21 protein-coding genes and 3 pseudogenes are annotated in these 24,114 nt (G+C 64.7%); 8 read left to right on the forward strand and 16 right to left on the reverse strand.

Annotated features, from left to right (window positions below):
- Positions 1–72 precede the first annotated feature (72 nt).
- From ABTW65_RS01840 to ABTW65_RS01855, 4 genes are all read left to right on the forward strand, one after another.
- Positions 73–1,389: an LLM class flavin-dependent oxidoreductase gene (locus ABTW65_RS01840; protein WP_350658071.1), complete on the forward strand. Its 1,317-nt coding sequence runs from the start codon at positions 73–75 to the stop codon at positions 1,387–1,389.
- 41 nt (positions 1,390–1,430) lie between these two features.
- Complete coding sequence (locus ABTW65_RS01845) at positions 1,431–1,727, forward strand: hypothetical protein (protein WP_350658072.1); 297 nt, start codon at positions 1,431–1,433, stop codon at positions 1,725–1,727.
- A gap of 80 nt (positions 1,728–1,807) precedes the next feature.
- Positions 1,808–3,112: a hypothetical protein gene (locus ABTW65_RS01850; protein ID WP_350658073.1), complete on the forward strand. Its 1,305-nt coding sequence runs from the start codon at positions 1,808–1,810 to the stop codon at positions 3,110–3,112.
- A gap of 147 nt (positions 3,113–3,259) precedes the next feature.
- Positions 3,260–3,838, forward strand: coding sequence for a TetR/AcrR family transcriptional regulator (locus ABTW65_RS01855; RefSeq protein WP_350658074.1), 579 nt, complete (start codon positions 3,260–3,262; stop codon positions 3,836–3,838).
- Positions 3,839–4,027: 189 nt separating this feature from the next.
- On the opposite strand, the gene ABTW65_RS01860 is transcribed toward ABTW65_RS01855, so the two are convergent.
- Positions 4,028–4,282, reverse strand: a complete 255-nt coding sequence (locus ABTW65_RS01860) for a hypothetical protein (RefSeq protein ID WP_350658075.1) — start codon at positions 4,280–4,282, stop codon at positions 4,028–4,030.
- Between the two features lie 257 nt (positions 4,283–4,539).
- On the opposite strand from ABTW65_RS01860, the pseudogene ABTW65_RS01865 reads away from it, so the two are divergent.
- Both ABTW65_RS01865 and ABTW65_RS01870 read left to right on the forward strand, forming a co-directional pair.
- Positions 4,540–4,734, forward strand: a pseudogene (locus ABTW65_RS01865) (MFS transporter); the annotation flags it as partial.
- Between the two features lie 303 nt (positions 4,735–5,037).
- Complete coding sequence (locus ABTW65_RS01870; protein WP_350658077.1) at positions 5,038–5,268, forward strand: hypothetical protein; 231 nt, start codon at positions 5,038–5,040, stop codon at positions 5,266–5,268.
- Between the two features lie 15 nt (positions 5,269–5,283).
- On the opposite strand, the gene ABTW65_RS01875 is transcribed toward ABTW65_RS01870, so the two are convergent.
- Entirely contained in the window at positions 5,284–6,123 is an 840-nt protein-coding gene (locus tag ABTW65_RS01875) for an NmrA family NAD(P)-binding protein (RefSeq protein WP_350658078.1), read from the reverse strand.
- 82 nt (positions 6,124–6,205) lie between these two features.
- Here ABTW65_RS01875 and ABTW65_RS01880 point away from each other — a divergent pair, with 82 nt between their 5' ends.
- Both ABTW65_RS01880 and ABTW65_RS01885 read left to right on the forward strand, forming a co-directional pair.
- Positions 6,206–7,138 (forward strand): AraC family transcriptional regulator, encoded by a 933-nt coding sequence (locus ABTW65_RS01880; RefSeq protein WP_350658079.1) that lies wholly within the window; start codon positions 6,206–6,208, stop codon positions 7,136–7,138.
- A gap of 153 nt (positions 7,139–7,291) precedes the next feature.
- Positions 7,292–7,519, forward strand: a pseudogene (locus ABTW65_RS01885) (transposase); the annotation flags it as partial.
- Between the two features lie 258 nt (positions 7,520–7,777).
- Here the strand turns inward: ABTW65_RS01885 and ABTW65_RS01890 are convergent.
- From ABTW65_RS01890 to ABTW65_RS01955, 14 genes and pseudogenes are all read right to left on the reverse strand, one after another.
- The gene (locus ABTW65_RS01890; protein ID WP_350658080.1) at positions 7,778–9,232 is read right to left on the reverse strand and encodes an aldehyde dehydrogenase family protein; all 1,455 of its coding nucleotides are present in this window, start codon (positions 9,230–9,232) and stop codon (positions 7,778–7,780) included.
- Positions 9,233–9,316: 84 nt separating this feature from the next.
- Complete coding sequence (locus ABTW65_RS01895) at positions 9,317–10,525, reverse strand: fumarylacetoacetate hydrolase family protein (protein ID WP_350658082.1); 1,209 nt, start codon at positions 10,523–10,525, stop codon at positions 9,317–9,319.
- On the reverse strand, positions 10,518–11,813 hold the full coding sequence (hmgA, locus tag ABTW65_RS01900; protein ID WP_350658083.1) for a homogentisate 1,2-dioxygenase: 1,296 nt from the start codon (positions 11,811–11,813) through the stop codon (positions 10,518–10,520). The genes ABTW65_RS01895 and hmgA overlap by 8 nt, the downstream gene beginning before the upstream one ends.
- A 27-nt stretch (positions 11,814–11,840) precedes the next feature.
- On the reverse strand, positions 11,841–12,914 hold the full coding sequence (gene hpaD, locus ABTW65_RS01905; RefSeq protein WP_350658084.1) for a 3,4-dihydroxyphenylacetate 2,3-dioxygenase: 1,074 nt from the start codon (positions 12,912–12,914) through the stop codon (positions 11,841–11,843).
- A 20-nt stretch (positions 12,915–12,934) separates the two neighbouring features.
- The gene (gene hpaE / locus ABTW65_RS01910; RefSeq protein WP_350658085.1) at positions 12,935–14,425 is read right to left on the reverse strand and encodes a 5-carboxymethyl-2-hydroxymuconate semialdehyde dehydrogenase; all 1,491 of its coding nucleotides are present in this window, start codon (positions 14,423–14,425) and stop codon (positions 12,935–12,937) included.
- Positions 14,426–14,440: 15 nt separating this feature from the next.
- Positions 14,441–15,124 carry a GntR family transcriptional regulator gene (locus ABTW65_RS01915; protein ID WP_350658086.1) on the reverse strand — a complete coding sequence of 228 codons (684 nt, stop codon included), beginning with the start codon at positions 15,122–15,124 and terminating at the stop codon, positions 14,441–14,443.
- Entirely contained in the window at positions 15,114–16,571 is a 1,458-nt protein-coding gene (locus ABTW65_RS01920; RefSeq protein ID WP_350658087.1) for a fumarylacetoacetate hydrolase family protein, read from the reverse strand. The genes ABTW65_RS01915 and ABTW65_RS01920 overlap by 11 nt, the downstream gene beginning before the upstream one ends.
- A complete protein-coding gene (locus tag ABTW65_RS01925) occupies positions 16,568–17,353 on the reverse strand; it encodes an HpcH/HpaI aldolase family protein (RefSeq protein WP_350658088.1) in 786 nt (261 codons plus the stop codon). Before ABTW65_RS01925 ends, ABTW65_RS01920 begins: the two co-directional genes overlap by 4 nt.
- Positions 17,338–18,123, reverse strand: coding sequence for a 2-oxo-hept-4-ene-1,7-dioate hydratase (hpaH, locus tag ABTW65_RS01930; protein WP_350658090.1), 786 nt, complete (start codon positions 18,121–18,123; stop codon positions 17,338–17,340). Before hpaH ends, ABTW65_RS01925 begins: the two co-directional genes overlap by 16 nt.
- A gap of 39 nt (positions 18,124–18,162) precedes the next feature.
- Positions 18,163–19,338 carry an Nramp family divalent metal transporter gene (locus ABTW65_RS01935; protein ID WP_350658628.1) on the reverse strand — a complete coding sequence of 392 codons (1,176 nt, stop codon included), beginning with the start codon at positions 19,336–19,338 and terminating at the stop codon, positions 18,163–18,165.
- 275 nt (positions 19,339–19,613) lie between these two features.
- Positions 19,614–20,171, reverse strand: a complete 558-nt coding sequence (locus ABTW65_RS01940) for a TetR/AcrR family transcriptional regulator (protein WP_350658091.1) — start codon at positions 20,169–20,171, stop codon at positions 19,614–19,616.
- A 32-nt stretch (positions 20,172–20,203) separates the two neighbouring features.
- The gene (locus tag ABTW65_RS01945; protein ID WP_350658092.1) at positions 20,204–21,694 is read right to left on the reverse strand and encodes a flavin reductase; all 1,491 of its coding nucleotides are present in this window, start codon (positions 21,692–21,694) and stop codon (positions 20,204–20,206) included.
- A 691-nt stretch (positions 21,695–22,385) separates the two neighbouring features.
- Positions 22,386–22,597, reverse strand: a pseudogene (locus tag ABTW65_RS01950) (transposase); the annotation flags it as partial.
- Between the two features lie 583 nt (positions 22,598–23,180).
- On the reverse strand, positions 23,181–24,086 hold the full coding sequence (locus ABTW65_RS01955) for a LysR substrate-binding domain-containing protein (RefSeq protein ID WP_350658093.1): 906 nt from the start codon (positions 24,084–24,086) through the stop codon (positions 23,181–23,183).
- Positions 24,087–24,114: the final 28 nt, after the last annotated feature.

Consider the following 24,114-nt stretch of genomic DNA (forward strand, 5'->3'; position numbering starts at 1 on the left):
GCACTTTGACAGCACGAGGCGGTGTCGCCGAGCGGTACCCGTGACACGTCGCGAGCACGACCTGGAGGAACAGTGGCCAAACGCGAAGCAGTCCTGTCGGTGATCGTCGACGCGTGGGGTGGCATGCACCCCGGCGCCTGGCGGGACCCGAATGCACCCGCGGATCCCGCCATGGACTTGGAGCGCATCAAAGGCATGGTGCAGACAGCCGAAAGGGGGAAGTTTCACTGCTTCTTCCTGGCTGACAGCCTGGCGCAGGCAATGGAGAAGGACCCGGCGGTCCTCGCGCTCACATCAAACGCGGCGCGCTACGAACCCTTTACGCTCCTCTCGGCGCTGGCTATGGTCACCGACCGCATCGGCCTCGCTCTCACGGCGAGCACCACCTACAGCGAACCGTTCAACATCGCGCGAATGTTCGCCTCGCTCGACCACCTGTCTGGGGGGCGCGCAGCCTGGAACGTCGTGACGTCCACAGGTGAAGCGGCACCTAACTTCAACAACCATGTCTTGGAGCGCGAGGAGCGCTATGAACGCGCCTCAGAGTTCTACGACGTGGTGAGTGGCCTCTGGGACAGTCTCGAGGACGACGCCTTCAGGCGCGACAAGGACTCTGGCCTCTTCTTCGAGCCTGGCAAGCTCCACTCGCTCAACCATGTCGGTAAGTACTTCTCAGTCGAGGGGCCGCTCAACATCAGCCGACCTCCGCAAGGACACCCGGTGATCGCCCAAGCTGGTTCCTCGACGAGTGGCCTGGCGTTTGCGGTACGGGTTGCCGAGCTCCTGTTCACATACGGACTCGAGCTTGATGCCGCCAAGGAGTTGTACGCGAAGGTCAAAGGGATGGCCGCTGACGAGGGTCGAAATCCTGACGACGTGAAAGTTCTGCCCTCTCTCGGCATCGTCGTGGGATCCACCCAAGCTGAGGCCGACGCGAAGCTCGCGCGCATCGATGCGCTCGCTGATCCGCGGATCGGCATCGAACGTCTCAAGGGTCTCATCGACTATGACCTGACCCCGCACGACTTGGACGGACCGGTCCCGGACGTGCCGGAGACCGAGTCATGGTCGAAGACCATGCAGGACTACTACCTCGGCATGGCGCGAGAGCAGAACCTCACGGTGCGCGAGTTGGCGCTGGTCGCGATGCGATTCGACGCCGTCGCGATGTCCGCGGACCGAGTAGCCGACCACATCGAAGAGCACGTCACTGGGAACGCGGCCGATGGATTCAACGTGTCCTTTGCCGACGCCAACGGTTCACTGGAAATCTTCGTCGACGAGGTCGTGCCGAAGCTGCAAGCGCGCGGACTTTTCCACAAGGACTACCGCGGTGCAACCCTTCGGGAGAACCTCGGTCTCTCACGCCCGCAGAATCGCTTCGTCTAAATCAGGGCAGAAACTTCCGCTATCACTATGCAAGGAGAACCGTGTCCGAGCAGTTCACCGTAGTAACCGCCTATCTGCGGCCGAAGCCCGGCGCCAGTGAGCGACTGCTGGCTCTCCGGCCCGAGCTCGAGCGAGACTTCGCAACTCAGCTGCCGGGGTTCGTCAGCGCTACCCTCCTGGCCGTCGACGGGACCGAGGATTGGCGCGACATTGTCGTTCACTCCAATCCTGCTGGTGCCGAGGCCGGCGTCGCCTCCGAGGCGTACCGGGAGTGGTCGACGCTGGTCGACCTCACTGGGCATGACGTCTGTGAGCGGCTGAGCTACTCCACGACTTGATCTCCCGGTCGGCTCACTCCCGATCAGCCGACCTAACCGTTCCATCCTGACCGCGTAACCCGTCCCGAAAGAAGGCTCAGATGAGCAGCGAATCACTTCCGACTACCGCCGCTGAGTTCAGGCGCAAGCTGCCGCGCTACCACGGTGAGATCTGGGGGCCGCCCCAGTTCACCGACTGGGTGGAGGAGGAGCGATCGTGGAAGGAAACTTGTTACATCGGCAACTGGTCCCGGGCTACGCCGACCCTGCGGTACACCGGCCCGGATGTCTTGCGTCTGTTCGCTGACTGCTCGGTCAACACGATGAACAAGTTCGCGATCGGCCAGTCCAAGCACATCATCCATACCAACCGCGACGGCAAAGTGGTCGAGGAGGGTATCCTCACCCGTACCGGCGAGGAAGAGGTGCTGGCCTACAGCACGTTCTGGGCCGACCACTGGCGGCGCAACGGCGACTACAAGGTCGAGATGGAGTTCGTGGAGGAGGACAAGTACCACGTCCAGGGACCCAACTCCCTCTACATCCTCGAGAAGCTCACAGACGCCCCGCTGCGCCAGATGAAGTACATGCGCAACGTGGACACCACGATCGCGGGCGTCGACGTGCGGATCCTGCGCCAGGGCATGAGCGGCGAGATCGGGTTCGAGGTCCAGGTCGAGAACGAGGATGGCCCAAAGATCTGGCAGACCATCGTGGAGGCCGGTCAGGAGTACGGCATCCGCGAGATGGGGGGACGGGTCGGAATGCTCAATCACCTGCAAGCCGGCTACCCGACCCTCCTACTCGACTATCTTCCGGCCATCTTCGACGAGGACGGCGCCGGCTACCTCGCTGAGATGGGCGAAATGGCTGCGGACCTCAATGATCTGTACTGGGCTACGGCCGGCAGTTACGAGGTTGAAGACCTCGCCGAGCTATACCGCAGCCCCGTGGAGCTCGGTTGGGCGAACCGGATCAACTTCGACCACACGTTCCGCGGCGACGAGGCGCTCCGGTCGGAGGTTGCCTCACCAAAGCGCGCGCTCTGCACGCTGAAGTGGAACTCGGACGACGTCGTCGACGTGTTCGCCTCCTACTTCCGTCCGGACGGCGATCTCCCCGACTTCATGGAAATGCCGCAGGACCCGCGCGGATACCTGTACTTCGACAAGGTGCTGGTCGACGGCAAGGTAGTCGGCAACACCAGTTCCCGCGGCTACAGCGCACACTTCCGGGAGATGATCTCCCACGCCGTGCTCGACATCGAGCACACGCGGCCGGGTGTCGAAGTGACGGTCGTCTGGGGTAATCCTGGTAGCGCACAGCGGGAGATCCGCGCTGTGACTGCCCGCACGCCGTATAAGGAGGTCCGCAGCCGTGTCGACCTCACGACCCTTCCGGTCTGAACCGATTCGGGTAAGGCGTGGAGCCGGTACCGACCCGGGGCCGGGCCAGGGCCAGGGCCAGTGCGGTCTGCCAGGGCCCTGCGTATGAAACGCGAGGTCGTGTAGCCTGTGCGGAACTCGAAAGTGGACGGTGTTAGAGGAGTGGTTGTGGGGGATCTGGTGGGAGAGAGATCCGCGGGCGGCCGTGACGCTCTGATCGACGCAGCGATTGCACTGGTGGCAGAGAGCGGGCTGACGCGTCTGACGTACCGGTCACTAGCTGCCAAGGCAGGTGTCACGCACGGGTCAGTCCAGCACCACTTCGAATCGATCGACGCAGTCCTCGAGGCGGCACTCTCGCGGTGCCTCGAGATCAGTCTTGCCCCTCTGCGTGAGGTCGACAGTGCACACGGCTACATCGACACCCTGGTCGAGTCGGTGAAGATCGCCCCACAGGTGCACGCATTCCAGTACCAGTTGATCCTCGAGTCTAAACAGCGAAAGAGCCTGCGCCCGTACGTGAAGTCGCTGTACGAAAACTACTGGTCCCTGACCGAGCAGTCCCTGAAGGACATGGGCCTAGAGCCCGACATGGAACTCGTGCGTGCCGTTTACGCGATTGGTGAAGGCATCGTATTTCAGATTGTCGCTTTGGGGCCGGATGACCCAGCCGGCGCAGCCAATGCCATCGCCGGGTTCCGGCGCATGTTCGAGCCCATCATCTCGGGGCCGGCCGTCACTCGCTGAGGGGCATCGTCGCCGTCGCGTCGACTGTGGCACGGTCGATCTTCAGGTCCTGGCTGAAGGAGCGCAGCTGAGCCAGCGTCCGCCGCGCACGCCGTCGTCATCCATTGGTCAGCCCGGCGTTTTGACCTTCGGCTGGCTCGAGTAGGGCAGCAAATTCGCGCACCAGGCCGGCCGGAGTCGCCATCTCTTTCAGGTGGTCTCGATTTTGTCGAGGGTGTCGACCTTGCCGGGCTTGAGCGCATCTGGCCTGGTCAGCGGCAAGCTGGCGGCGCGGTGGCAGGTGTGGCGGGTCGTCGTCGGCAGGGCCTTGGTTTCCGGATCGACGCCAAGATTCGAGGCGAGCGGGTTGCACGGTCTCAAGGTTGCCCGAGCGATGACCGGGCGCGACGCTGCTAGTCGCTTTGCGCGAAAGTACTCGGTGCCATGGTGGCGAATCGTCAGCATGTAGTGGTCCGCCGCATCTCAGCGGCACGACCTCCTCGCCAGCGAGGTGCCGAGACTGATGCGACAAAGAAGGTCCCATCGACTCGCTGCCCACCCAGCCCTCTCAAGCGACGACGCCAGTCTCGAGCGCACCGCCTCTGACCGGCGGTCGGCTTGAGGACTCGACGTCCGTGTCGACCCCGAGTCGATACGTTCCGGCATTGGCCAGGCGTTTTTCGGCTTGTACCTCGCACTCATCACCCCCAGCGGTGGTGTCGATGTCATTCAAGCTCCAACACATCACCGACGATGCCACCGCCGCGACGGGAGCTCTCGGGACGATCCTCGGTATCGGAGGTCTAGTGTCCCTGATCGCGTGTCCGCTTGCGGGTCGCCTTTCCGATCGAACGGCTTCACGTTTCGGTCGGCGGCGTCCGTGGATCGTTGGGGGCGCCATCGTCGCCTTCCTGTCGCTGCTCGCTAACCTCGGCTTTTCATGAAGCCCGGTGTCCGACGGATGGGCGGACAAGCGAAAAGTGCCTCTGAACAGCAAGAATGAGGATTGTCGAGGTCCCTGTTCCTGCCGCTGTCGGAGGCACTTTCCAGGTGAAGAAGCGTGACGGGTTCTATTCGCGTGTGCGCGTGCAGGGTGACGGCCGTGGGGTCGTCTCGCAGGCCGGCGGGGTGCTTCTGGTCGAGACGGTCCGCAGACGAACGAAGCCGACTTCTTCGACCGGCACCGCTCGTACGACCGGAGTTACGCCGCCACGCACCTGGTGAACTGGCTGTCCGTCGCCCTGGACGGACATGACGCGGGCGAGCGCGCGGCGTTCGTGCGCGCCTGCGCCGAGGCGGGCCCGCCGGACGACGGGTTTCCGGCGGTGATCGCTGACCTCCTCGCCCGGCACGCACCCGTCGCCGCGGTGATGGAGGACTTCTACGACCGTTTCCGGAACGCGAGCCGGACGGCGTCGTATCCGCTGGAAGCGATCCGCCGGGCCGCGTGAAGCGTCGACCAGGCGTTACGCGCCCCAGGCCTGCTCGGCGGCGGCGTTACGTGCGTACTCGGCGAAGTCGCGCGGCGGGCGGCCGAGGACCTTCCAGACGTCGTCGGTGAGGGTGGCAAGCGCGCCGGAGGCGATGGCGTCGTACTGGGCGGTGAGCTGCTGCACCCACTCCTCGGGTACGCCGACGGCGCGTTGCTCGGCGGCGTACTCGTCCGCGGTCAGCGGGGTGTAGCGGATGTCCCGGCCCGTGGCGCGCGCGATCTCCGCGACGGTGTCGGCGAACGACATGAGCCGCGGGCCGCTCAGCTCGTACACCTGACCGTCGTGGCCGTCCTCGGTCAGGGCGGCCACCGCGACGGCGGCGATGTCGTCGGCGTCGACGAATCCCTCCTTGCCGTCCCCGGCCGGGAGGCGTACGTCGCCGGAGAGCACCGGGTCGCGCAGGAAGTCCTCATGGAAGTTCTGGTGGAACCAGCGCAGCCGCAGCACGCTCGACTCCAGGCCCGCCTCGGCGAGCGACCGCTCGGCCGCGAGCACGCTGTCGTAGCCCCATGCGCCGGTGTCGGGGAAGGACACCAGGACCGCGCGCCGTACACCGGCCGTGGCCGCCTCGCGTGCGAGGGCGGCGATGTCGGCGGCCGCCTGGTCGCTGCCGAGGGAGGGGGCGACCAGGTACATCGCGGAGATGCCTTGGAGCGCCTGGGCCCAGGTAGTGCGGTCGTTCCAGTCGAAGGGGGTGGGGGCAGCGGTCCGGGAGGCGGGGCGCACGGACATCCCCTGGTCCTGCAGCTGCTGCGCGACGCGCTTGCCGGTCTTGCCGGTCGCGCCGGTCACGAGGATCGTTTCGTTGTTCATGTACTCAGTGAACCCGCCGGCGCCGGCCGCGGGCCATGGTCAGCACGCTCGCGCGCATGCCCGTTCGTCTAGGCTCACCTGCGTGGAAGCCCTCCCGCCGACCGGTACGGACCCCCTCGCCGAGCTGCTCGGCAGCGTACGGACCACGGGTGCGGTCTTCAGTCGCACCGCCCTGTCCGGCACGTGGGGTGTGCGCTTCGAGGACGGCTCCCCGCTGGCGCTCGCCGTGCCGTTGCGGGGTACGGTCTGGGTGACCGTTCAGGGCGGTGAGCCGGTGCGACTCGAACCCGGGGACGTGGGGGTGCTGAGCGGCGGTGCCCCGTACACGATCGCGAGTGACACGCACGTCGAGGCGGACGGCGTCGTGCGGCCCGGCGGGCACTGCGAGGTACTTCGCCCGGGGCCGGAGGACGGCCGCGTCACCGTGGACGACGCGGACACGTTGCTGCTCAACGGTCTGTGCACCGTGGAGGCGGGCGCCCCCGCGCGGCTGCTCGCCGCGCTGCCACCGCTCGCCCTCGTCCCTGCGGCGCAGGGCAACTGTCCCGTCGGTTCGGCGGCCCTCGAGGACGCCATCCGACCGGCCCCCGGACAGCAGGCGCTGCTCGACCGGACCATTGATCTCATGCTCATGACCGCTCTGCGCGCCTGGTTCACCCGCCCCGGCGCCGAGACCCCCGCCTGGTACCGCGCCCACAGCGACCCTGTGGTCGGACACGCGTTACGGCTACTCGACGACGATCTCGCCAGGCCATGGACGGTCGAGTCGCTCGCGGCCGCGACCGGAGTGTCCCGCGCGGCTCTGGCCCGCAACTTCACCGACCTCGTCGGGCTACCCCCGATGACCTATCTGCGCGAGCAACGCCTGGACAAGGCCGCCGAGTTGCTGCACGAAACCGGTACGACGATCGGCGCCGTGGCACGCCGGGTCGGCTTCTCCAGCGCCTTCGCCCTGAGTACGGCGTTCAAGAAGGCGCGCGGCGTCAGCCCGAGTGCGCACCGGGGCGGGCGGTGAGCTTCGCCGGTAACAGGTCAACGTGGCGCGCTATCGGGCTTTCATGAAGCCCGGTGTCCGACGGATGGGCGGACAAGCGAAAAGTGCCTCTGAACAGCAAGAATGAGGACTGTCGAGGTCCTTGTTCCTGCCGCTGTCGGAGGCACTTTCCAGGTGAAGGAGCGTGACGGGTTCTATTCGCGTGTGCGCGTGCAGGGTGACGGCCGTGGGGTCGTCTCGCAGGCCGGCGGGGTGCTGCTGGTCGAGACGGTCCGCAAGGCCGGTCTGGACACGGTGATATCGCGGGCCCTAGCGCCGTGGCGCAAGCCGCGGGCGGTGCACGACCCGGGCAAGATCCTGCTCGATGTCGCCCTGACGGTCGCGCTGGCCCCGGATCGGCTTGTCACTCGCCTTCACGGTCTGAAGCTCGTACAACGTCGTGGAGACCATTGACTCCCACGTCCGAGTATCCGACTGACCGTTTCACGCGGAGCAGGTTCGGTGCCGTGCATCGGTCCTCCTACAGGCATCCATCCGGCGCCTTGCATTGATGCGACCGCCTCCCGAACGGGCACCCCCTCGGCACTCGGCTCTACGGAGACCACCCGAGACGTCTGTGGACAAACGCGCGCATGACGTGCGCGGCATGTCCTTGGGACGTCAGTAGACGACATTGACGAGCCGCTCTTCGGTGTTTGCCAACACCCCGGAGAGGCCCAGTTCACGGCCCAGCCCGCTGGTCTGCATGCCACCCCACGGCGTAGCGGGGTGAGGCGGACCGAAGGAATTCACCCATACGGTGCCTACCTTGATGCCACGCGATGCGATCATCGCGGCGTTGATGTCACGGGTCCAGATGACGGCTGCGAGGCCGTATGCTGTGGCATTGGCGAGACGAACGGCGTCGTTGGTGTCGTCAAACGGGATGATTGTGCCGACGGGGCCGAAGATCTCCTCCCGGGAAATCCGCATGTCGTTGTCGCCGACGAAGACGGTGGGCTCGACAAAGTAGCCCGGTCGGTCAGGGGTTCCGCCGCCGGCAATCAGCCGGGCACCCTCGGCGTGGCCGGCGTCGATGTAATCGACGACGCGATTACGCTGCCGCTCGCTGATCAGGCTCCCCATGGTGGTTGTCGGATCGAAAGGGTTCCCGAGGCGCTGCTTCGCTGCCTCGGCGGCCAGTGCCTCCGCGACTTCGTCGAGCTTCGACCGGTGGACGAGGACACGGGTGCCGGCTGCGCAGGTTTGGCCGCTGTTGGCGAAGAGGGAGATCGCAGCGACCGGTGCAAGGGCTGCCACGTCTGCATCCGCGAAGACGATCTGGGGCGACTTCCCGCCCAGCTCCAGGGTCGCCGGCTTGAAGGCGCGCGCCGCAGCGATCCCGACGAGTCGGCCGACCTCGGGGGAGCCGGTGAAAGACAGCTTGTCGATTCCAGAGTGCTCGATCAGAGCAGCGCCAACGATGTTCCCAGGCCCGTTCACGACATTGAGCACCCCTCGGGGGAAGCCGGCCTGGGCCACCAGTTCGGCAAGGAGCTGGGTGACGAGTGGAGCTTCCTCTGATGGCTTCAACACCACGGTGCACCCCGCGGCGAATGCTGATGCAATCTTCCAGCTTGTGATCATGGTGGGGGCGTTCCATGGCGTGATCGCGCCGACGACGCCCAAGGGCAAACGCTCGGTGTATGAGAGCCGGGCTTTGCCCATGTGATCCGGCACTGGGATGACCGAGCCTTGGATCTTGTCGGCCCAGCCAGCCATGTGGCGGAACGTCTCAGCGGCCATGGCGACGTCGACCATCAGGGCGTCCTTGTAGGGCTTGCCCACATCGAGTGCCTCGAGTCCGGCGAACCGCTCGGCGTTTTCCTCGACGAGATCGGCAAGTCTGCTAATTAGTCGACCGCGGTCGGCACCGGACATGGTGTTCCATGGCCCGGATTCGAAGGCACGGCGTGCTGCAGCAATTGCATGGTCAACGTCCGCGGCATCTGCGCCGTGCAGCTCGGCGAGCTGCGAGCCGTTCGTGGGGTTTTGCACCACGAACCCATCGCCGTGGCCGGCGACCCAACTCCCGTCAATGAAGAGTTCGGTGCGGGGTAGCTCGACGTGGTTCATATTCGGTCTCCTAACGACCGAGGCGGTCGTGATCGACATTACGGATGTAAGATTAGTGTATTGCTTAATGCCGCAGGTGCGATCTCAGCCGCGTCCCGGCGCGATGAGTGTGCGAGTCTGACCAAGGGTGCGCGCTGGGTCGCCCGTCACTGAGGCCCGCACGATGACCTCGTCGCCGTCCTGGAGGAAGGTGCGAGTTGTGCCGTCATCGAGTGCGAACGATCGGGTGCCGCCTAGGCTGAGTTCCATTAGCGAGCCCATACCAGCCGCGCCGAGCGATGAGATAGTGCCGGTGCCGTAGAGGTCCCCGGTCCGGAGCGAAGCTCCGTTACTTGTCATGTGCGCGAGCTGCTGGGCAGGGGACCAGTAGAGGCCGCCGCTTTTTGGCCTACTGATGATCGTGCCATTCAGCTCTACTTCGAATGAGATGGCAGGATTCCGCGGTTCAGCGACCTCGAGATAGGGCAAAACGGCGGGTTCCTGGCGTGGCCCCTCGACCCAGTCCAACGCCTCGAGAGGCGCCACCCAAGGGCTGATGGTGGTTGCGAAGGACTTGGCCAGGAACGGGCCAAGAGGCTGGTACTCCCAGGCCTGGATATCGCGTGCGCTCCAGTCGATGAGGATCACGACGCCGAACACGTGGTCTCGCAATGCATGTCCGCTCACTGGTACACCGAGCGTCGACGGGACGCCGACCACATATCCGAGCTCGACCTCGATGTCGAGCCGGTCGCTGGGCTGGACGACGGGACCGTCGGCGGTCGGTACCTGTCCGGTCGGACGGTTAACCTCGGTCCCCGAGGGGACGACTGTGCCGGCCCGGCCGTGATAGCCGGCCGGAAGGTGGCGATAATTCGGTTTGAGGGGATCGGCGTCGTCCGGACGCAGAATCCGACCTACGTTGCTGGCGTGCTCGATCCCAGAGAAGAAGTCCACGAAGTCGGCCACCTCGAAAGGCAGCAAGACGTCGACTTCACTCAAGACGTGGACGTCTGGATCCTGAGGTCGAACCCCGCGCTCGACACGGTCCTGCACGACGCGCCTGACATGCTGCCACCTCTCCCGTCCCTGGGCCATGAACGCGTTAAGGCTGGGTTGGGCAAACTCGGCCTGGGATTCGAGAAGAACCGTGAGGTCGATAGCGGCGTCGCCGACAGCTACCGCGACACGTGCCGCGCCGCCGCTGGGACGGACGATTCCGTAGGGAAGTGTCTGATTGCCGAACCCGCCCGCAATTGGGTCAGCCGTTGTCGCCAGCACTTCCTGGAGGCTTGTCGTGGCGTGGTCAGCCATGGAAGTGCCGTTCGATGCCATTCCAGCATTCGTCGTAGTGTGGCTGGAGGTTCGCCGCTGACATTGCCTCTCCGGTAGGAATCACCGGCAGGCGGGTCTCGAACATGAATGCCATGGTGTCGTCGACCTTGTGAGGCTTCAGGTCGATAGTGCTGGCGACATCGTAGGTCTCCCGGTCCGGGCCGTGGGAGGTAAAGCAGTTATGCAGGCTTGCGCCAGCCGGGACGAATCCTTCGGCCTTCGCGTCATAGACACCGTGGATCAGGCCCATGAACTCGCTCATCACGTTGCGGTGGTACCACGGCGGCCGGAAGGTGTCCTCGCCTACGAGCCATCGCGGGGCGAAGATGACGAAGTCGGCGTTGGCAGTGCCGGGAACGCCCGCGCTCGGAGACGTCAGAACGGTGTAGATCGACGGGTCGGGGTGGTCGAATGAGGTCGTGCCGATGACCATGAACTTGCTCAGGTCGTACTTGTACGGGGCATAGTTCCCGTGCCACCCAACGACGTCGAGCGGCGAGTGGTCGTAGTCGGCAGCCCAGAGGTTCCCGAGGTACTTCTGATAGAGGACGCAGTCCTCGTCCCTGTCCTCAAACGAAGCCACCGGGTAAAGGAAGTCCCGGTGGTTCGCGAGGCCGTTTGCCCCGATCGGACCGAGCTCGGGGAGGGTCAAGGGTTGGCCATAGTTCTCCATGATGTAGCCGCGGGCAACGCCGTCTGGGAGCTCGACCTTGAACCTGATGCCGCGCGGGATGACGGCGATCTCGCCTGGGCCGAACTCGAGCACGCCGAATTCGGTGCGCGCCCGGACGGTGCCCGACTCGGGGACGACGAGAAGTTCGCCGTCGGAGTTCACGAAGTACTCACGATCCATGGACTTGGTTGCCAGGTACATGTGGATCGCCACCCCGTCCTGGGCGCGTACGTCGCCGTTCGCGCCAATGGTGAACAGAGACTCTACGAAGTCGCGTGGAGTTTCCGGCATCGGGAAAGCGTCCCAACGAAGCCGGTTCGGCTCAGGGGCCGCCGTCCCCCCGATCGGGGCTGCATGCAGCGCGCTGGCGTTGACCTGGCTGTAGCGGGGGTGGTTCGCCGACGGACGAATGCGATACACCCAAGACCGCAAGGTGTGCCCACGAGGCGCGGTGAAGGCAGTCCCGCTGATCTGTTCGGCGTACAGCCCGAGCGGGGCCCTCTGCGGGCTGTTGCGGCCCTCAGGAAGAGCCCCTGGGGCCGCCTCTGTGGCGTGGTGGTTTCCGAAACCGGTGAGGTACTCGAGGTTGGTCATGTCGTCACTCCTGTGGTGGCGTGGTCGTCAGAGTTGCTCGCCGAGTTTGAATCCGCGCTCGGTGTCGCCCTCACGGGTGTATGAGAAGCCGTCAGCTCCGATGGTCACCGCCATCTCGCTGGAATCGGTGCGGGTAACCAATGGCTGCGGATTGCCGTCGAGGTCCAGGACCAGCGAGGCATCGGTGTACCAGCTCGGCACCACCGGGTTGCCCCACCAGTCTCGGCGCTGGTTGTCGTGGACGTCCCATGTCACGAGGGGGTTGTCGGGATCGCCGGTCCAGTAGTCCTGGGTATAGATCTCGACGCGGTGCCCGTCGGGGTCACGGAGGTACAGGTAGAAGGCATTGGACACCCCGTGGCGGCCAGGGCCTCGCTCGATCATGTCGCTGATGCGAAGAGCTCCCATCTTGTCGCAAATTGCGAGGATGTTGTGCTTTTCGTGGGTGGCGAAGGCGACGTGGTGCATGCGCGGCCCGTCGCCACCGGTCATCGCGGCGTCGTGCACCGTTGGCTTGCGTCGCATCCACGCGGCGTAGACGGTACCGTCGCCGTCCTCGATGTCCTCTGTGACTCGGAACCCCAGATCCTCCATGTAGCTGATGGCGCGAGGGACGTCCGGAGTCACCTGGTTGAAGTGGTCGATACGGACGATGGCTCCTGGGGTGTGCTTCTCGTAGTTCCAGGCCAGGCGTTCGACATGCTCGACCTCGTAGAAGAACTCGTAGGGGAATCCGAGAGGGTCCTCGACGCGGACGGAATCACCGACGCCCTTGGTGAAGCCGTCGGTATTGCGCTCCACACGACAACCAAGCTCGGAGTAGAAGGCGACGGCACGGTCAAGGTCCTCTGCTGATCTCACCCGGTAGGCAAACGCGGCAACGGCAGGGACCGGTCCCTTGCGCAGAACCAGATTGTGGTGGATGAACTCCTCGAGGCTGCGGAGGTAGATCACCTCGTCATCCTCCTCCGTGACGACCAGGTCGAGCACGTCGACGTAGAACCGCCGCGACGCCGCGAGGTCGCTGACGATGAGCTCCATGTAGGCCGCCCGCACGACATCGGGAGGAGCCACGTCCGGGGTGGGGATCGGGTCAGTCATTGGGGTTCTCCTTTGGTTGTTCAGTGGATACCGAAACGGGGCGTGTGGGTTTCGGCCAGCGTGATGTGCATCGCCTGCTGGTCGGTGTAGAAGTCGATGGAGCGGTAGCCGCCTTCGTGTCCGAGCCCGGACGCCTTGACGCCGCCGAAGGGGGTGCGCAGGTCGCGGACGTTGTTGGAGTTCAGCCAGACCATCCCGCTGTCGACCTGTTGGGCGAAGCTGTGGCCTCTGCGTAGGTCGTTCGTCCAGATGTAGGCGGCCAGACCGAACCGAACCCCGTTCGCCAGCGCCAGGGCCTCCTCCTCGGTGTCGAACGGAGTGATCGCGACCACCGGGCCGAAGATCTCCTCCTGGAAGATCCGTGCGTCTGGTGCCACGTCGACGAAGACGGTCGGGGAGACATAGTTGCCGTGGGGTAGATGATCAGGCCGGCCCCCACCAGCGACCAGACGGCCCTCGGTCTTGCCAATCTCGACGTACTCCATGACCTTGTCGTAATGTTCGGGGTGCACTAGCGCGCCGACCTCGGTCTCTGGGGCGCTCGGGTCTCCCACGACGATGTTTCGCGCGCGCGTTGCGTACCTCTCCACGAACTCGTCGTAGACGGGCCGCTGGACGAGGATTCGGCTGCCAGCTGTGCAGCGCTCTCCATTGAGGGAAAAGACGCCGAAAATTGTCGCGTCGATAGCCTCCTCTAGATTGGCGTCGGCAAAGACGACCGCGGGGGATTTGCCGCCCAGCTCCATGGAGAGAGCCTTGAGATTCGGGGCCGCATTGCCGAAGATGATTTGTCCGGTTCGGCTCTCTCCTGTGAAGGAGATCATGGGAACGTCTGGGTGCTTGACCAGAGCGTCGCCAGCTTCCTCGCCGAGGCCGTGGACGATATTGACTACACCGTCAGGGATCCCTGCCTCACGGAAAATCTCTGGCCAGAGGCTGGCTGAGAGTGGAGTGAACTCGGCAGGCTTCAAGACGACCGTGCACCCGGAGGCCAAGGCCGGGCTCAGCTTCCAGGACTCGAGCATGAAGGGCGTGTTCCACGGCGTAATGAGGCCGGCGACGCCCTTGGGCTTGCGATTAACGTAATTGATCTGGCGGCCAGGGACCTTGTAGGCGTCGTCCCGTTGAGCGACCACGAGGTCGGCGAAGAAGCGGAAGTTCTCGGCCGATCGTCGTGCCTGGCCCAAGGCCTGGGCGATGGGTAGGCCGGTGTCGTAGGTCTCGAGCTCAGCCAGACGCTCGTCCGTGGACTCCACGATGTCAGCTACTCGGTTCAGGATTTTGGCGCGTTCGCGCGGTAGGAGGTGCGGCCAGGGACCCTCGAAGGCGCGCCCCGCCGCAGCTACCGCGCGGTCGATGTCCGCCGCCTTACCTGCTGCGGCTCGTGCGTAGGGCCGGTTTGAGATGGGGTCAAGGACGTCGAAGGTGCCTCCGTCGACGCTGTCGACTAGGTAACCGTCGATGAAGTGCTGGATGCGGTCGGGCAGGCCGGCCGGTACGTGCGTGGACAACTGGTCTCCTTTGGTTCAGGCGGTGAGGTCGGGGGCGAGGGCATCGGCAGAACGTCTGGCGTCGTGGTGTGCAAGCACCGCGTCGAGGGTGTTGAGTCGATGCCGACGAGCGGCGTTCTCGATATCGCTGAGTGATGCACCGGCCTCGATGCGGCGGAGCAGATCGTCGTGTTCCCGCACTGACTTCGCTGCTCGCTCAGGAACGAAACCGAATACGGACTCGCGCAGAAGCGCTAGGCGATTCCAGCCCCGGTGCACGAGGTCGAGGATGTGCGGATTGGGGCAGTCGCCGTAGAGTTCAGCATGGAAAGATCGATTTAGCTCCGAGAACCTCTGCGGGTCGAGCCGATTCAGAGCTGCATCCATCTGCTCGTTGATCGTCCGAGCGCGGGCCAAGCGCCGGGGATCGAGATTCGACGCGCACATGGCGGTTGCCGCTCCCTCGACCAGTGCGAGGGTCTGCATCGTGTGCAGATACTCTTCCTCGTGCATGAAAGCCACCTGAGCCCCGACGTTGCGCTGGACTATCACGAGGCGCTCGGCTTCGAGTAGCCGGATCGCCTCCCGCACAGGCACCTTGCTCATGCCTGTCTCGCGCGCGATTGCGTCAAGCACAAGGCGGTAGCCAGGTGAAAACTGGCCGCTCTCGATGCGTTCGCGGATCCACCTGTAGGCGTGCTGTGACTTGTCAAGCGTCATGACGCCTCGTTCTGTCCTCCTGATAGCGACGTTGCCAGATAGGACCCGGGGGGAACAGACCGTCGAGCGGGTTGCCTTCGGCTACCCGGTCGACGACCCACGCGTCCTGAGATTCCTTCTCGGCGGCCGCCGCGATGACGTCAGCGGCGATGTGGGCTGGGACGACCACAACACCGTCGTCGTCGCCGACGATGAGGTCGCCTGTCTGAACCGTGGCGCCGCCGCAAGTGATGGTCGAGTCGACCTCCCAGGGCACGTGGCGACGCCCCAGCACGGACGGGTGGACTCCGCACGAGAAGGTCGGCACCCCGATGGCTGCCACAGCGCTTGAGTCTCGAACCGCACCATCGGTGACGAGGCCCCCCGCCTCGAGAAACTTGGCCCGTTGTGCCAGGACGTCGCCGAGAGTTCCGGCGGACGTGTCGCCGCGCGCCTCCATGACGAGCACGTCGCCGGCACGGAGTGAGTCGACTGCCCGCTTCTGGGCGTTTTGGCCACCGCCGTGCTGATCGAAGAGGTCGGGGCGGTGGGCTACATACCGCAGTGTCCTCGCGGTGCCAGCCATGTGAGTTCCGGGCGTCAGCGGCCTCACCCCGTCGATGGTCGCGTGTGGGAAGCCGCGCTTGCGGAGCTCGGCGCTGATGGTCGCCACTGCGACGCCGCTCAGCACCTTGCGCAACTCATCCGTCAGTACGAAAGCGCCCTTCAGAGTGACTCCCGCGCTCTCCGCATTTCCCCACGCCTCGACGCGCTGCAGGTCATCAACGCTGGGCCCTGCCCCGTAGTCCTCGAACGGCACGCTGCCTTCGACCACGCGGGTGACGAGGCGCCCCGTGGTCGGACGACCACTCGTCGTCGGTGCGTCCACCTCGACCTCGATGAGGTCGCCCGGCACCGTGACCGAAGCGCCGGCAGGAGTGCCTGTAAGAATGACATCTCCCCGCTCGAGAGTGATCAGCTGAGCGAGATCCGCGACCAGCAGACCGAACGGGAAGACCAGTTCGGCGGTAGTGTCTTCCTGCACTAGGGTCCCATTCACCCAGGTCCGCAGGCGTAGGCCGCTCGGATCCACTGAGGCGGCATCAATGACGTCCGGTCCCAGCGGCGTGAACCCATCGCCGCCCTTGTTGCGAAGATTCGATCCGTTGTCCACGGATCGAAGGTCGTAGACGCCGAAATCGTTGGCCGCGGTTATTCCTGCGACGGCGGCCCACCCTTCCTCCGGTGTGCAGCGACGCACTCGCCGGCCGATCACTAGGGCGACCTCACCTTCGTACGCCAGAAGTTCGGTGCCCGCCGGACGCTCGATCGTGTCGCCGCTCGCGGCAAGTGATGTCGACGGTTTGAGGAAGTACGACGGGTGTTTCGGCATACGGCCACGCTGCGCAATCCGCGAGGGATAGTTCAGGTGGACGGCAATGATCTTGCCTGGACGTTCGATGGTCATGAGGTCCCTTCGGGAATGAAATCGGACGCGAGGCGTTCGCTCCCGCGCGCCAGCAACTGGACGTCGGCACCCACGAGCACAAAATCCGCCCCAGCCTCGAGATACCGCTGAGCCAACGCAGGCACGAAGGCATTGACCCCGACTCTGGCCCCGCGTTGACGGGCACTCCGGATGCAGCGCAGGACGGCCTCGACCACGTCTTGATGACCCTGCTGCCCGAGTAAACCCATCGACGCAGCGAGGTCAGAGGGCCCAACGAAAACACCGTCGACCCCCGGAGTCTGCGCAATGGCATCGACGTTCTCGACGGCCACTGCGGTCTCCACCTGTACAACGAGGGAGACGCTGTCACGCGCCTGCTCGAGATAGGAATCGACCCGTCCCCATCGAGACGCGCGCGCGAGAGCACTACCGACTCCACGAACGCCTATGGGGGGATAGGCGACGGCCTGCGCGGCCGCAGCGGCCTGTTCGGCGGTATCGACCATGGGGAGGAGGAGATTCTGGACACCGATATCGAGGTATTGCTTGATGATGACCGGGTCGTTGGCCGGCGGGCGAACGAGCGGTGTGACCGGGTATCCGTGCACGGCCTGGAGCTGTGCCAGAAGTGTTTCCAGCCCGTTCGGACTGTGCTCGGCATCGATGAGCAGCCAGTCCAGCCCGCTGCCTGCGCAGATCTCAGCGACGAGCGGGCTCCCACTACAGACCCACATCCCCGCGAGGGGTCGCGAGGATCCGGCGAGGAGCTCGGAGAATGTGGCCCCTAGACGAATCGACATGTCACGGTTCCTAGATTGCCGTAGTCCGCCGACACGGTGTCGCCACGCTCGACCCACATCGGTCGCGTGAACGAGCCCGCCAGCACCACCTCACCCGCCGAAAGTCCCGTGCCGTGCTGCCCGAGCTTGTTGGCAAGCCACGCGACCGCTGTTGCCGGGTGGTTGAGTACACCCGCCGCGACGCCGGTCTCCTCAATCGTCTGATTGCGATACAGCAATGCGGCGATCCAGCGCAGGTCGAACGCATGGACGGGCACCGGCCGTCCGCCGAGGACCATCGCCCCCATCGCGGCGTTGTCGCTGATCGTGTCGACGATCGTGCGGCCCGAAAGGTCGATATGGGAGTTGAGGATCTCCAGAGCCGGCACCACGTACTTGGTCGCGTCAAGGACATCGACGATGGTGCATCCAGGACCATTCAAGGCTTTTTCGAGCACAAAGGCGATCTCCACCTCGATCCGCACGTTGGAATAGCGGTCGAAAGGCACCGTTGCGCCGTTCTCCAGCACCATGTCCTCGAACACGACTCCGTAGTCAGGTTCGGTGATACCTGTCGCAGCTTGCATCGCCTTCGATGTCAGACCGATCTTGTGTCCCACGACGCGGTGCCCGCTCGCGGCCCTGCGGGTTGCCCAAAGGCTTTGGACGGCGTAGGCGTCATCGACGGTCATGCCTGGGTTTCGTGAACTGAGCAGAGGAATCACTGCACGGTCCCGGTCGGCGACCAGCAGTTCGTCTGCCAGCTGTTCGATCTGGTCTTGGGTGAGCATGCGGCTGGCTCCTAAGAATTCTGGGGACGGGGGAGGGGGTCATACGGCAAGAGCGAGTAGCACGACGTTCAGACTCACGACGATGGTCGTCACGAGGACAGAGGCGACCTGGAGGATGCGACGGTTCGTGAAGGACCCCATGAGCTCGGGCCGGCTCGTGTACCAGGCAAGCGGGATGAGGGCGAAGGTGATCCCGAAGGACAGCACCACCTGGCTGATGACCAGTGCCCAGGTCGCATCGACGCCCGAGACAAGAAGGACTAGCGCTGGGACGAGCGTGATCGACCGGCGCAGCAGCAGAGGCACGCGCACGTGCAGGAGTCCCGCAGTGATCGCTGCTCCCGCATGGCATCCGACCGCGGTTGAAGCCAGTCCCGATGCCAGCAGCGCGACGCCGAAAAGGATCCCGATGCCGGTGCCAAGGTGTGTGCCGATGGCGTCCGCTGCGCCTTCGATGGAGTCCGTGCCTGGAACGCCTCGAAGCGCACCTGCCGCCATCAGCAGCATGGCGAGGTTGATTCCACCGGCGACGGCAAGCGCGGCGACGACGTCGAACCGTGTGGCCCGAAGGAGCCGAGCAATCCGCGTGAGATCAGAGCTCCGCCCGTGACGGTCTCGTGCGAGCCCGGAGTGCACGTACACCGCATGAGGCATGACGGTCGCTCCAATGATGCCAGCGGCGAGCAGGACAGTGTCCGGTCCGGCGAGTCCAGGCACGAGCCCACCTGCCGTGCCGGCCCAGTCGACCGGGCTCACGAGCAGTCCGACGCCGAATCCGACGCCGATCACAGCCAAGAATCCAATGACGACGAACTCGAATGGCCTCTGCCCACGTCGCGACTGGACGTCGAGGACCGCCATAGAGACGAGGCCTACGACCAGTCCGCCTAGGAAGAGGGGTAGTTCGAAGAGGATTTGGAGGGCGATGGCGCCGCCGATGACTTCCGCGACGTCCGTCGCGGCCGTCGTCACCTCCGCCTGGAGCCAGTACAGTCGGCGCGCAGGTCCGTCGAGACGCTCACCCAGCAGCTCTGGAAGGGTGCTGCCCGTGACGACACCTAGCTTCGCCGACAGGTACTGGACCACGACTGCCATCGCGTTGGCGAGGACTACAACCCAGACGAGCAGGTATCCGTGTTGGGCGCCTGCCGAGAGGTTCGTCGCGACGTTGCCCGGGTCGACGTAGGCAATGGCCGCCACGAACGCTGGCCCCAGAAGGCGCCCGGAGCCGCGACGCTGACCACGCTTCTCGCCAGCTGTAGCAGCGATCATTGTCATCGAACCCTCCGTTGCTGACCAGGAAGGGCGACGATCGCGCGACGCCCATTACAACTGTCATGGACGACCGTATCCGATTTCGGATCCGTTGCATATGTAATGGGCGAAGCTTTTTGAATCGGGCGCGTTTGGCCGGGTGGCCTGTCACTATCGGGGTCGTCACCGCACACTCTGTGGGGTCCGCAAGGCGGTTGAGGGCGCGGGCGCGCTCGTCAGTGAATGGTGAGTCGCTCGACGGCTGGTAGTACCTCGTCGGCCGTGAAGGACCGCGAATTCACTACGGCGTGGATGAGGTATCCCTCGATCAGGCGACTGACCATGGCGGCGGTGGCGTCATCGACGTGTCGAGCAAACTCGGGCTCGGGATGCCAGGCGGCGATCTCCACCTTGAGTGCGGGCTGGAAGAGCACCGACACGTATATCCGGTAGTCGAGGATCAGTTCGTCGAAGTGTTGTGTCGTCTCGTCCTCGATGTAGGTGGCGATGCCGCGAGAGAATCCGTGCTCGGCGACCAGTTCCTGGATTCTGCGGGTGATGCGCTCCCCGCTGGTCACTCGGGCCTTGCGGATCGTCGAGACGAGCAGGTGGTCACGATCTTTGAAGTAGTAGGTCGTAAGTCCGAGCGGGACACCGGCTTCCCCGGCCACCGCGCGATGGGTGAATCCTCGGACGCCCTGCTGGGCAAGGACTCGACAGGCCGCGTCGAGGATTTGGTCGCGACGGCTGCTCTCGACATTGGTTTGGGGTGCTCGCGCGTCTTTCTCCATCATGGGGAGTGACACTAGTCAGTGAGCGCCGGGCGTCATTGTCGGGACGAGGCTGTTCTGCCAACCATGTAGGTCAGTTCGCGAGCCACTTCCCTGCACCGGGCGGCCATGTGATCCAGCTCCATTTCCGTAAGGCCCGGAGGGATACCTGCCACGACGAGCGCTAGGTCCGGAACGCCGTCGGCGTCGAAAATCGGGACCTGGATCGAGCTGACGTGTGCCGCCCAATCGGACTTCTCCCGTAGGTCGGCGTAGTCGCTGGCGATCTCCTGCCAGAGCTGATTGATGTCGTCGTGGCTCCGAGTCGGGTCCGACATGACCTGGGAGAACCGGTCTGCCATCGTCGGTCCGATGCTGACGGCGTAGCCGCGCTCGCGGACGCGCCGCACCATCTGGTCGAGCAAAACCTCGTCAGCGAAACCGACTGCGCGACCCGCCTTCTGCCATGCGGCGAGGCGGACGCCTTCGTCCCAGGCCACAAAGACGAGTCCCATAGGAGCTGCGAACGGGAAGGTGGCGCCGACCGGTGCCATAGTCTGCCTGTAGACGCCCACGTTGGCAGCGGACAGCACGACGACGCTGTCCTGGGCTAGTGAGCAGAGCGTGACTGTATTGCCGATCTCCTCTGCCAGACGATGGATACTCTCACTCATGCGGTCGGCCACGCGGAGGTGGGTGCCGAGGTGTCGAGCGTCGAAGTCGAGCCGTGGCATCGTGAACGTCCCATAACCCCCCTTGAGGAACAACATGGGCATGCCGGCACTGCCGCCCCCGACGCCGAGGTCGTGAACCTCGCCCAGCACGATGTCGTGGTCGCCAGCGGCGATGGTCTGGGAACGGACACAGTCGAACCACACGAGTGCGTCCGTCAGATGTGGGATCCCGTGCTCGTCCGGAACCCAGTTCCCCACGTCGAAGCGGTCCTCTGGCGCTGCCGATGCGAACGATCGGCACAGCTCCTCATGAGCCGCGCCGAGGACGCTTACTCGGAACCGGGTGCAGTTCGCGATCGCGGTGTAGGACCGCGAGCTCCGCATCGGCATGAACGAGACGATGGGCGGGTCCATCGACACCGACGAGAATGTCCCGACGACCAGGCCTTGCGGGGTACCCTTGTCGTCCAGTGCTGAGATGATGGCAACCCCGGTCGGGTACTCGCCGAGGACCTTCCGCCACCAACCTGTGCGCTGCTCCGCGGGTACGTCGCGAAAGCCTGTCCCGGCCGGTGCGGTGTATTCCACGTGGGCGCGTACAAGGTTGTCCGCGACCCAGCCGTGCTGCTCGGCAAGCGAGATCATCCGTGACACGGCATCCTCGTGGCAGCCGCCCGCGACGGCCTCGCGCACGATTCGTTCCAACCGGATCCACGCATGGCCAGACGTCTGGTCGAACTGACCGAGGCCGCTGTCGCGCAGGAGGCGATCGAGATCGGGCTTAGGCGTGTCGTGAGGCACGACGACCTTCAGTTCTCGGGTGTCTGTCGCTTCGGCGAGACGAGCCTCGTTCTGTCTGACCACGATCTGCATGTCCTGCTCCTGGCGCTACGAATTGTCTCTGGGTTGGTTGTACGTTTGTCCAAACGTACGGTGGAGTCGGCGGGCGTGTCTAGAGATGTCGCGATGTTTGGTCGAACAACGCGGGCAGCGAAGTGGTTGCAGCGACGGGGCTAGGCCAGGTAGCGCCCCGTTGAAAGTCCGCGGTCGGGCCGGCGCACTGAACGTCTGATTCGAGCCGACTCTCCTGCGGCGACGGAGGGATGGCCCATCGATGCCGATGACCCCCGGCGAGGTGGACTACAACAATGCCGAGCGAGTCGTCGTGTCGAACGGGCTCCTCGAGTCGGGTCGTCGCTGGATTTGTCCACGCCTGCGACGGAGTCCTGCCAGGCTCGAGTCGATGAAGGTGACGTCAACGTTGGCGGGGTGATGGCGACTCCAACGCTCAACCTGATGACGAGCGAGACATCTGCTGCTGAGCGGTGCTCATCGCCTCGGTGGCTGCGGTCTCCGACCGCTGACAGCGGGTCGAAGCCTCCTCGGTGATTTGGTCGCCAAGGAGGCTCCTTACCGCCCCGGTCCCGTACTGGTTCAGTCTCCGAGGTAGTGGGTGGTGCTCCAGCGGCGTAGGAAGCTGGCTGCAATGATCCCGACCCCCGACACCCCAGTCAGTTCACCGTGGCCATAAGGCCGTAGAAGACGGGGACTAGGTCTCAGCCACTTCCTCGGTGGTCTTGCCTGCCCGGGGCCACCATCGACCTCTGCCTGACGGATCCATTTCCGCAGCGTCTCAGCCGACCCGATCCCCAGCTTGCCCGCGATCGTACGGATCGCCTCGAACAAACTGGGATACTCACCCTGCTCCACCGACTCCGTGACTGCCCGGACTGCTCGCTCACGCAGTTCCTGGGGGTACTTACTCGGACGTGCCATGACTTCATCCTCCAACTAATGAAGTCTCCAGACACCCGGCATGCTTCAGTGCCGACGAAGACACCGTCGGCGCCGAGTCCGCCTTCGGCGAGGAAGGAGTACGCCCCGGCGAGGGTGGCTGAGGTGTCCTGATGGTGGGGAGTCGGAGCCTCCCAGGAGTACCGAGAGCCACGGGGCCCGGCTCGCCGGAGCGAGGTAGCGGTCGTGTCGTGCGGCGCTCCGCTGCGGGGGCTTCGGATTCGGCCGCCTCTGCGTCCGCTGCAGCGTCCGGTCGTCAGAAGCGAGTCGCTTAACTAGCTCGCGGCGCTGCTTGCGATCGCGGCGCGATTCCCGTCCGGGGAAACCAGAGTGGCTGATTGGAGGTGCTCGGCCATCGTTTGATGCCGGTGCCCGCGATGGCGCGACTGCCGCCGATCGGTTGTTTGAGGGTCGGATCCGGTGGTGCGTACTAGATTCGTGCCTCGTTCTGACATGCCCGATCGACGCCGCTTGCGGCTTGGGTCAAGATCTCAGCGGTGCAGTTGCCATGGCACAGGTGGGCCAACGTCGACGCAATGGGCGCTGCCTCGTGTCGGGCCATCGACTATCCTTTTATGGTCTTCTGAGCGTAGGAGACCAGGGCGTCGGCGCGATCTGTAAGTCGCACGTCACTGCGCCAGAACATGACCACTGCGGACGGCGGGAAGCCGGGCGAGATCGTTTTCGCGACTATCGGTAGACCCTCATAACTGTGGTCGAAGCGAGGTCGTTGAAGCAGGATGCTGTAGCCGAGGCCTCGGGCAACCAATGAGCGGACCAGCTCGAAGCTCGCCGTGCGATGACCGACTGTCGGCTGCAGGCCCTGTTGATGGAAGAGGTCCATCGTGTGCGTCGCACTGGGTGGCAGGTCCAACATGATGAGGGGTTCGTCGACCAGGGATGCCAGCGAGACGCTCTCCGCGTCTGCGAAGCGGTGGTCCGCGCTGAGGAACACGTACTGCGTCGACTCGTACAACGTCGCGTCGTTTACGTCCGGAGGCAGGTTGACGCGGTATCCGATAGCCAGATCCAGCTCTCCCCGTTGCAACAGGTCCACCAGGTGGTCCAAAGGGCCGTCCACGAAGGACACCTCGATACGTGGGTGAAGCGTGGTAAATCCCTGTACCAATGCGGGCAGCACGGTCGCAGCCAACGTGGAGTAGCAGCCGATCGACAGGGGACCGGTCAATTCGCCTGAGTTACTCGAGATCGAATGGCGAACCTCGTCCGCCTCAAGGAGAAGTGCCTTCGCTCGCTCAAAGAGGTGAACTCCGGCTGCCGTGGGCACAACCCCCTGAGCTCGGCGGCGGCTGAGCAATTGCGTGTCGAGGACGCGCTCGAGCTCTCCGACGGCCGCCGCCACAGTCGTTGGTGTCACGAACATCGTCTCCCCGGCGGAGGAGAAGGAGCCAGTGCTCGTTGCCGCACAGAAGAGCTCGAGCTGACGCAGGGTGAACATCGGGCCACTCATCTGATCATTGTGGTACAGAAGTTGGGAA

The sequence above is a fragment of the Nocardioides sp. NPDC127503 genome (genome assembly GCF_040302165.1).
GTDB lineage: Bacteria > Actinomycetota > Actinomycetes > Propionibacteriales > Nocardioidaceae > Nocardioides.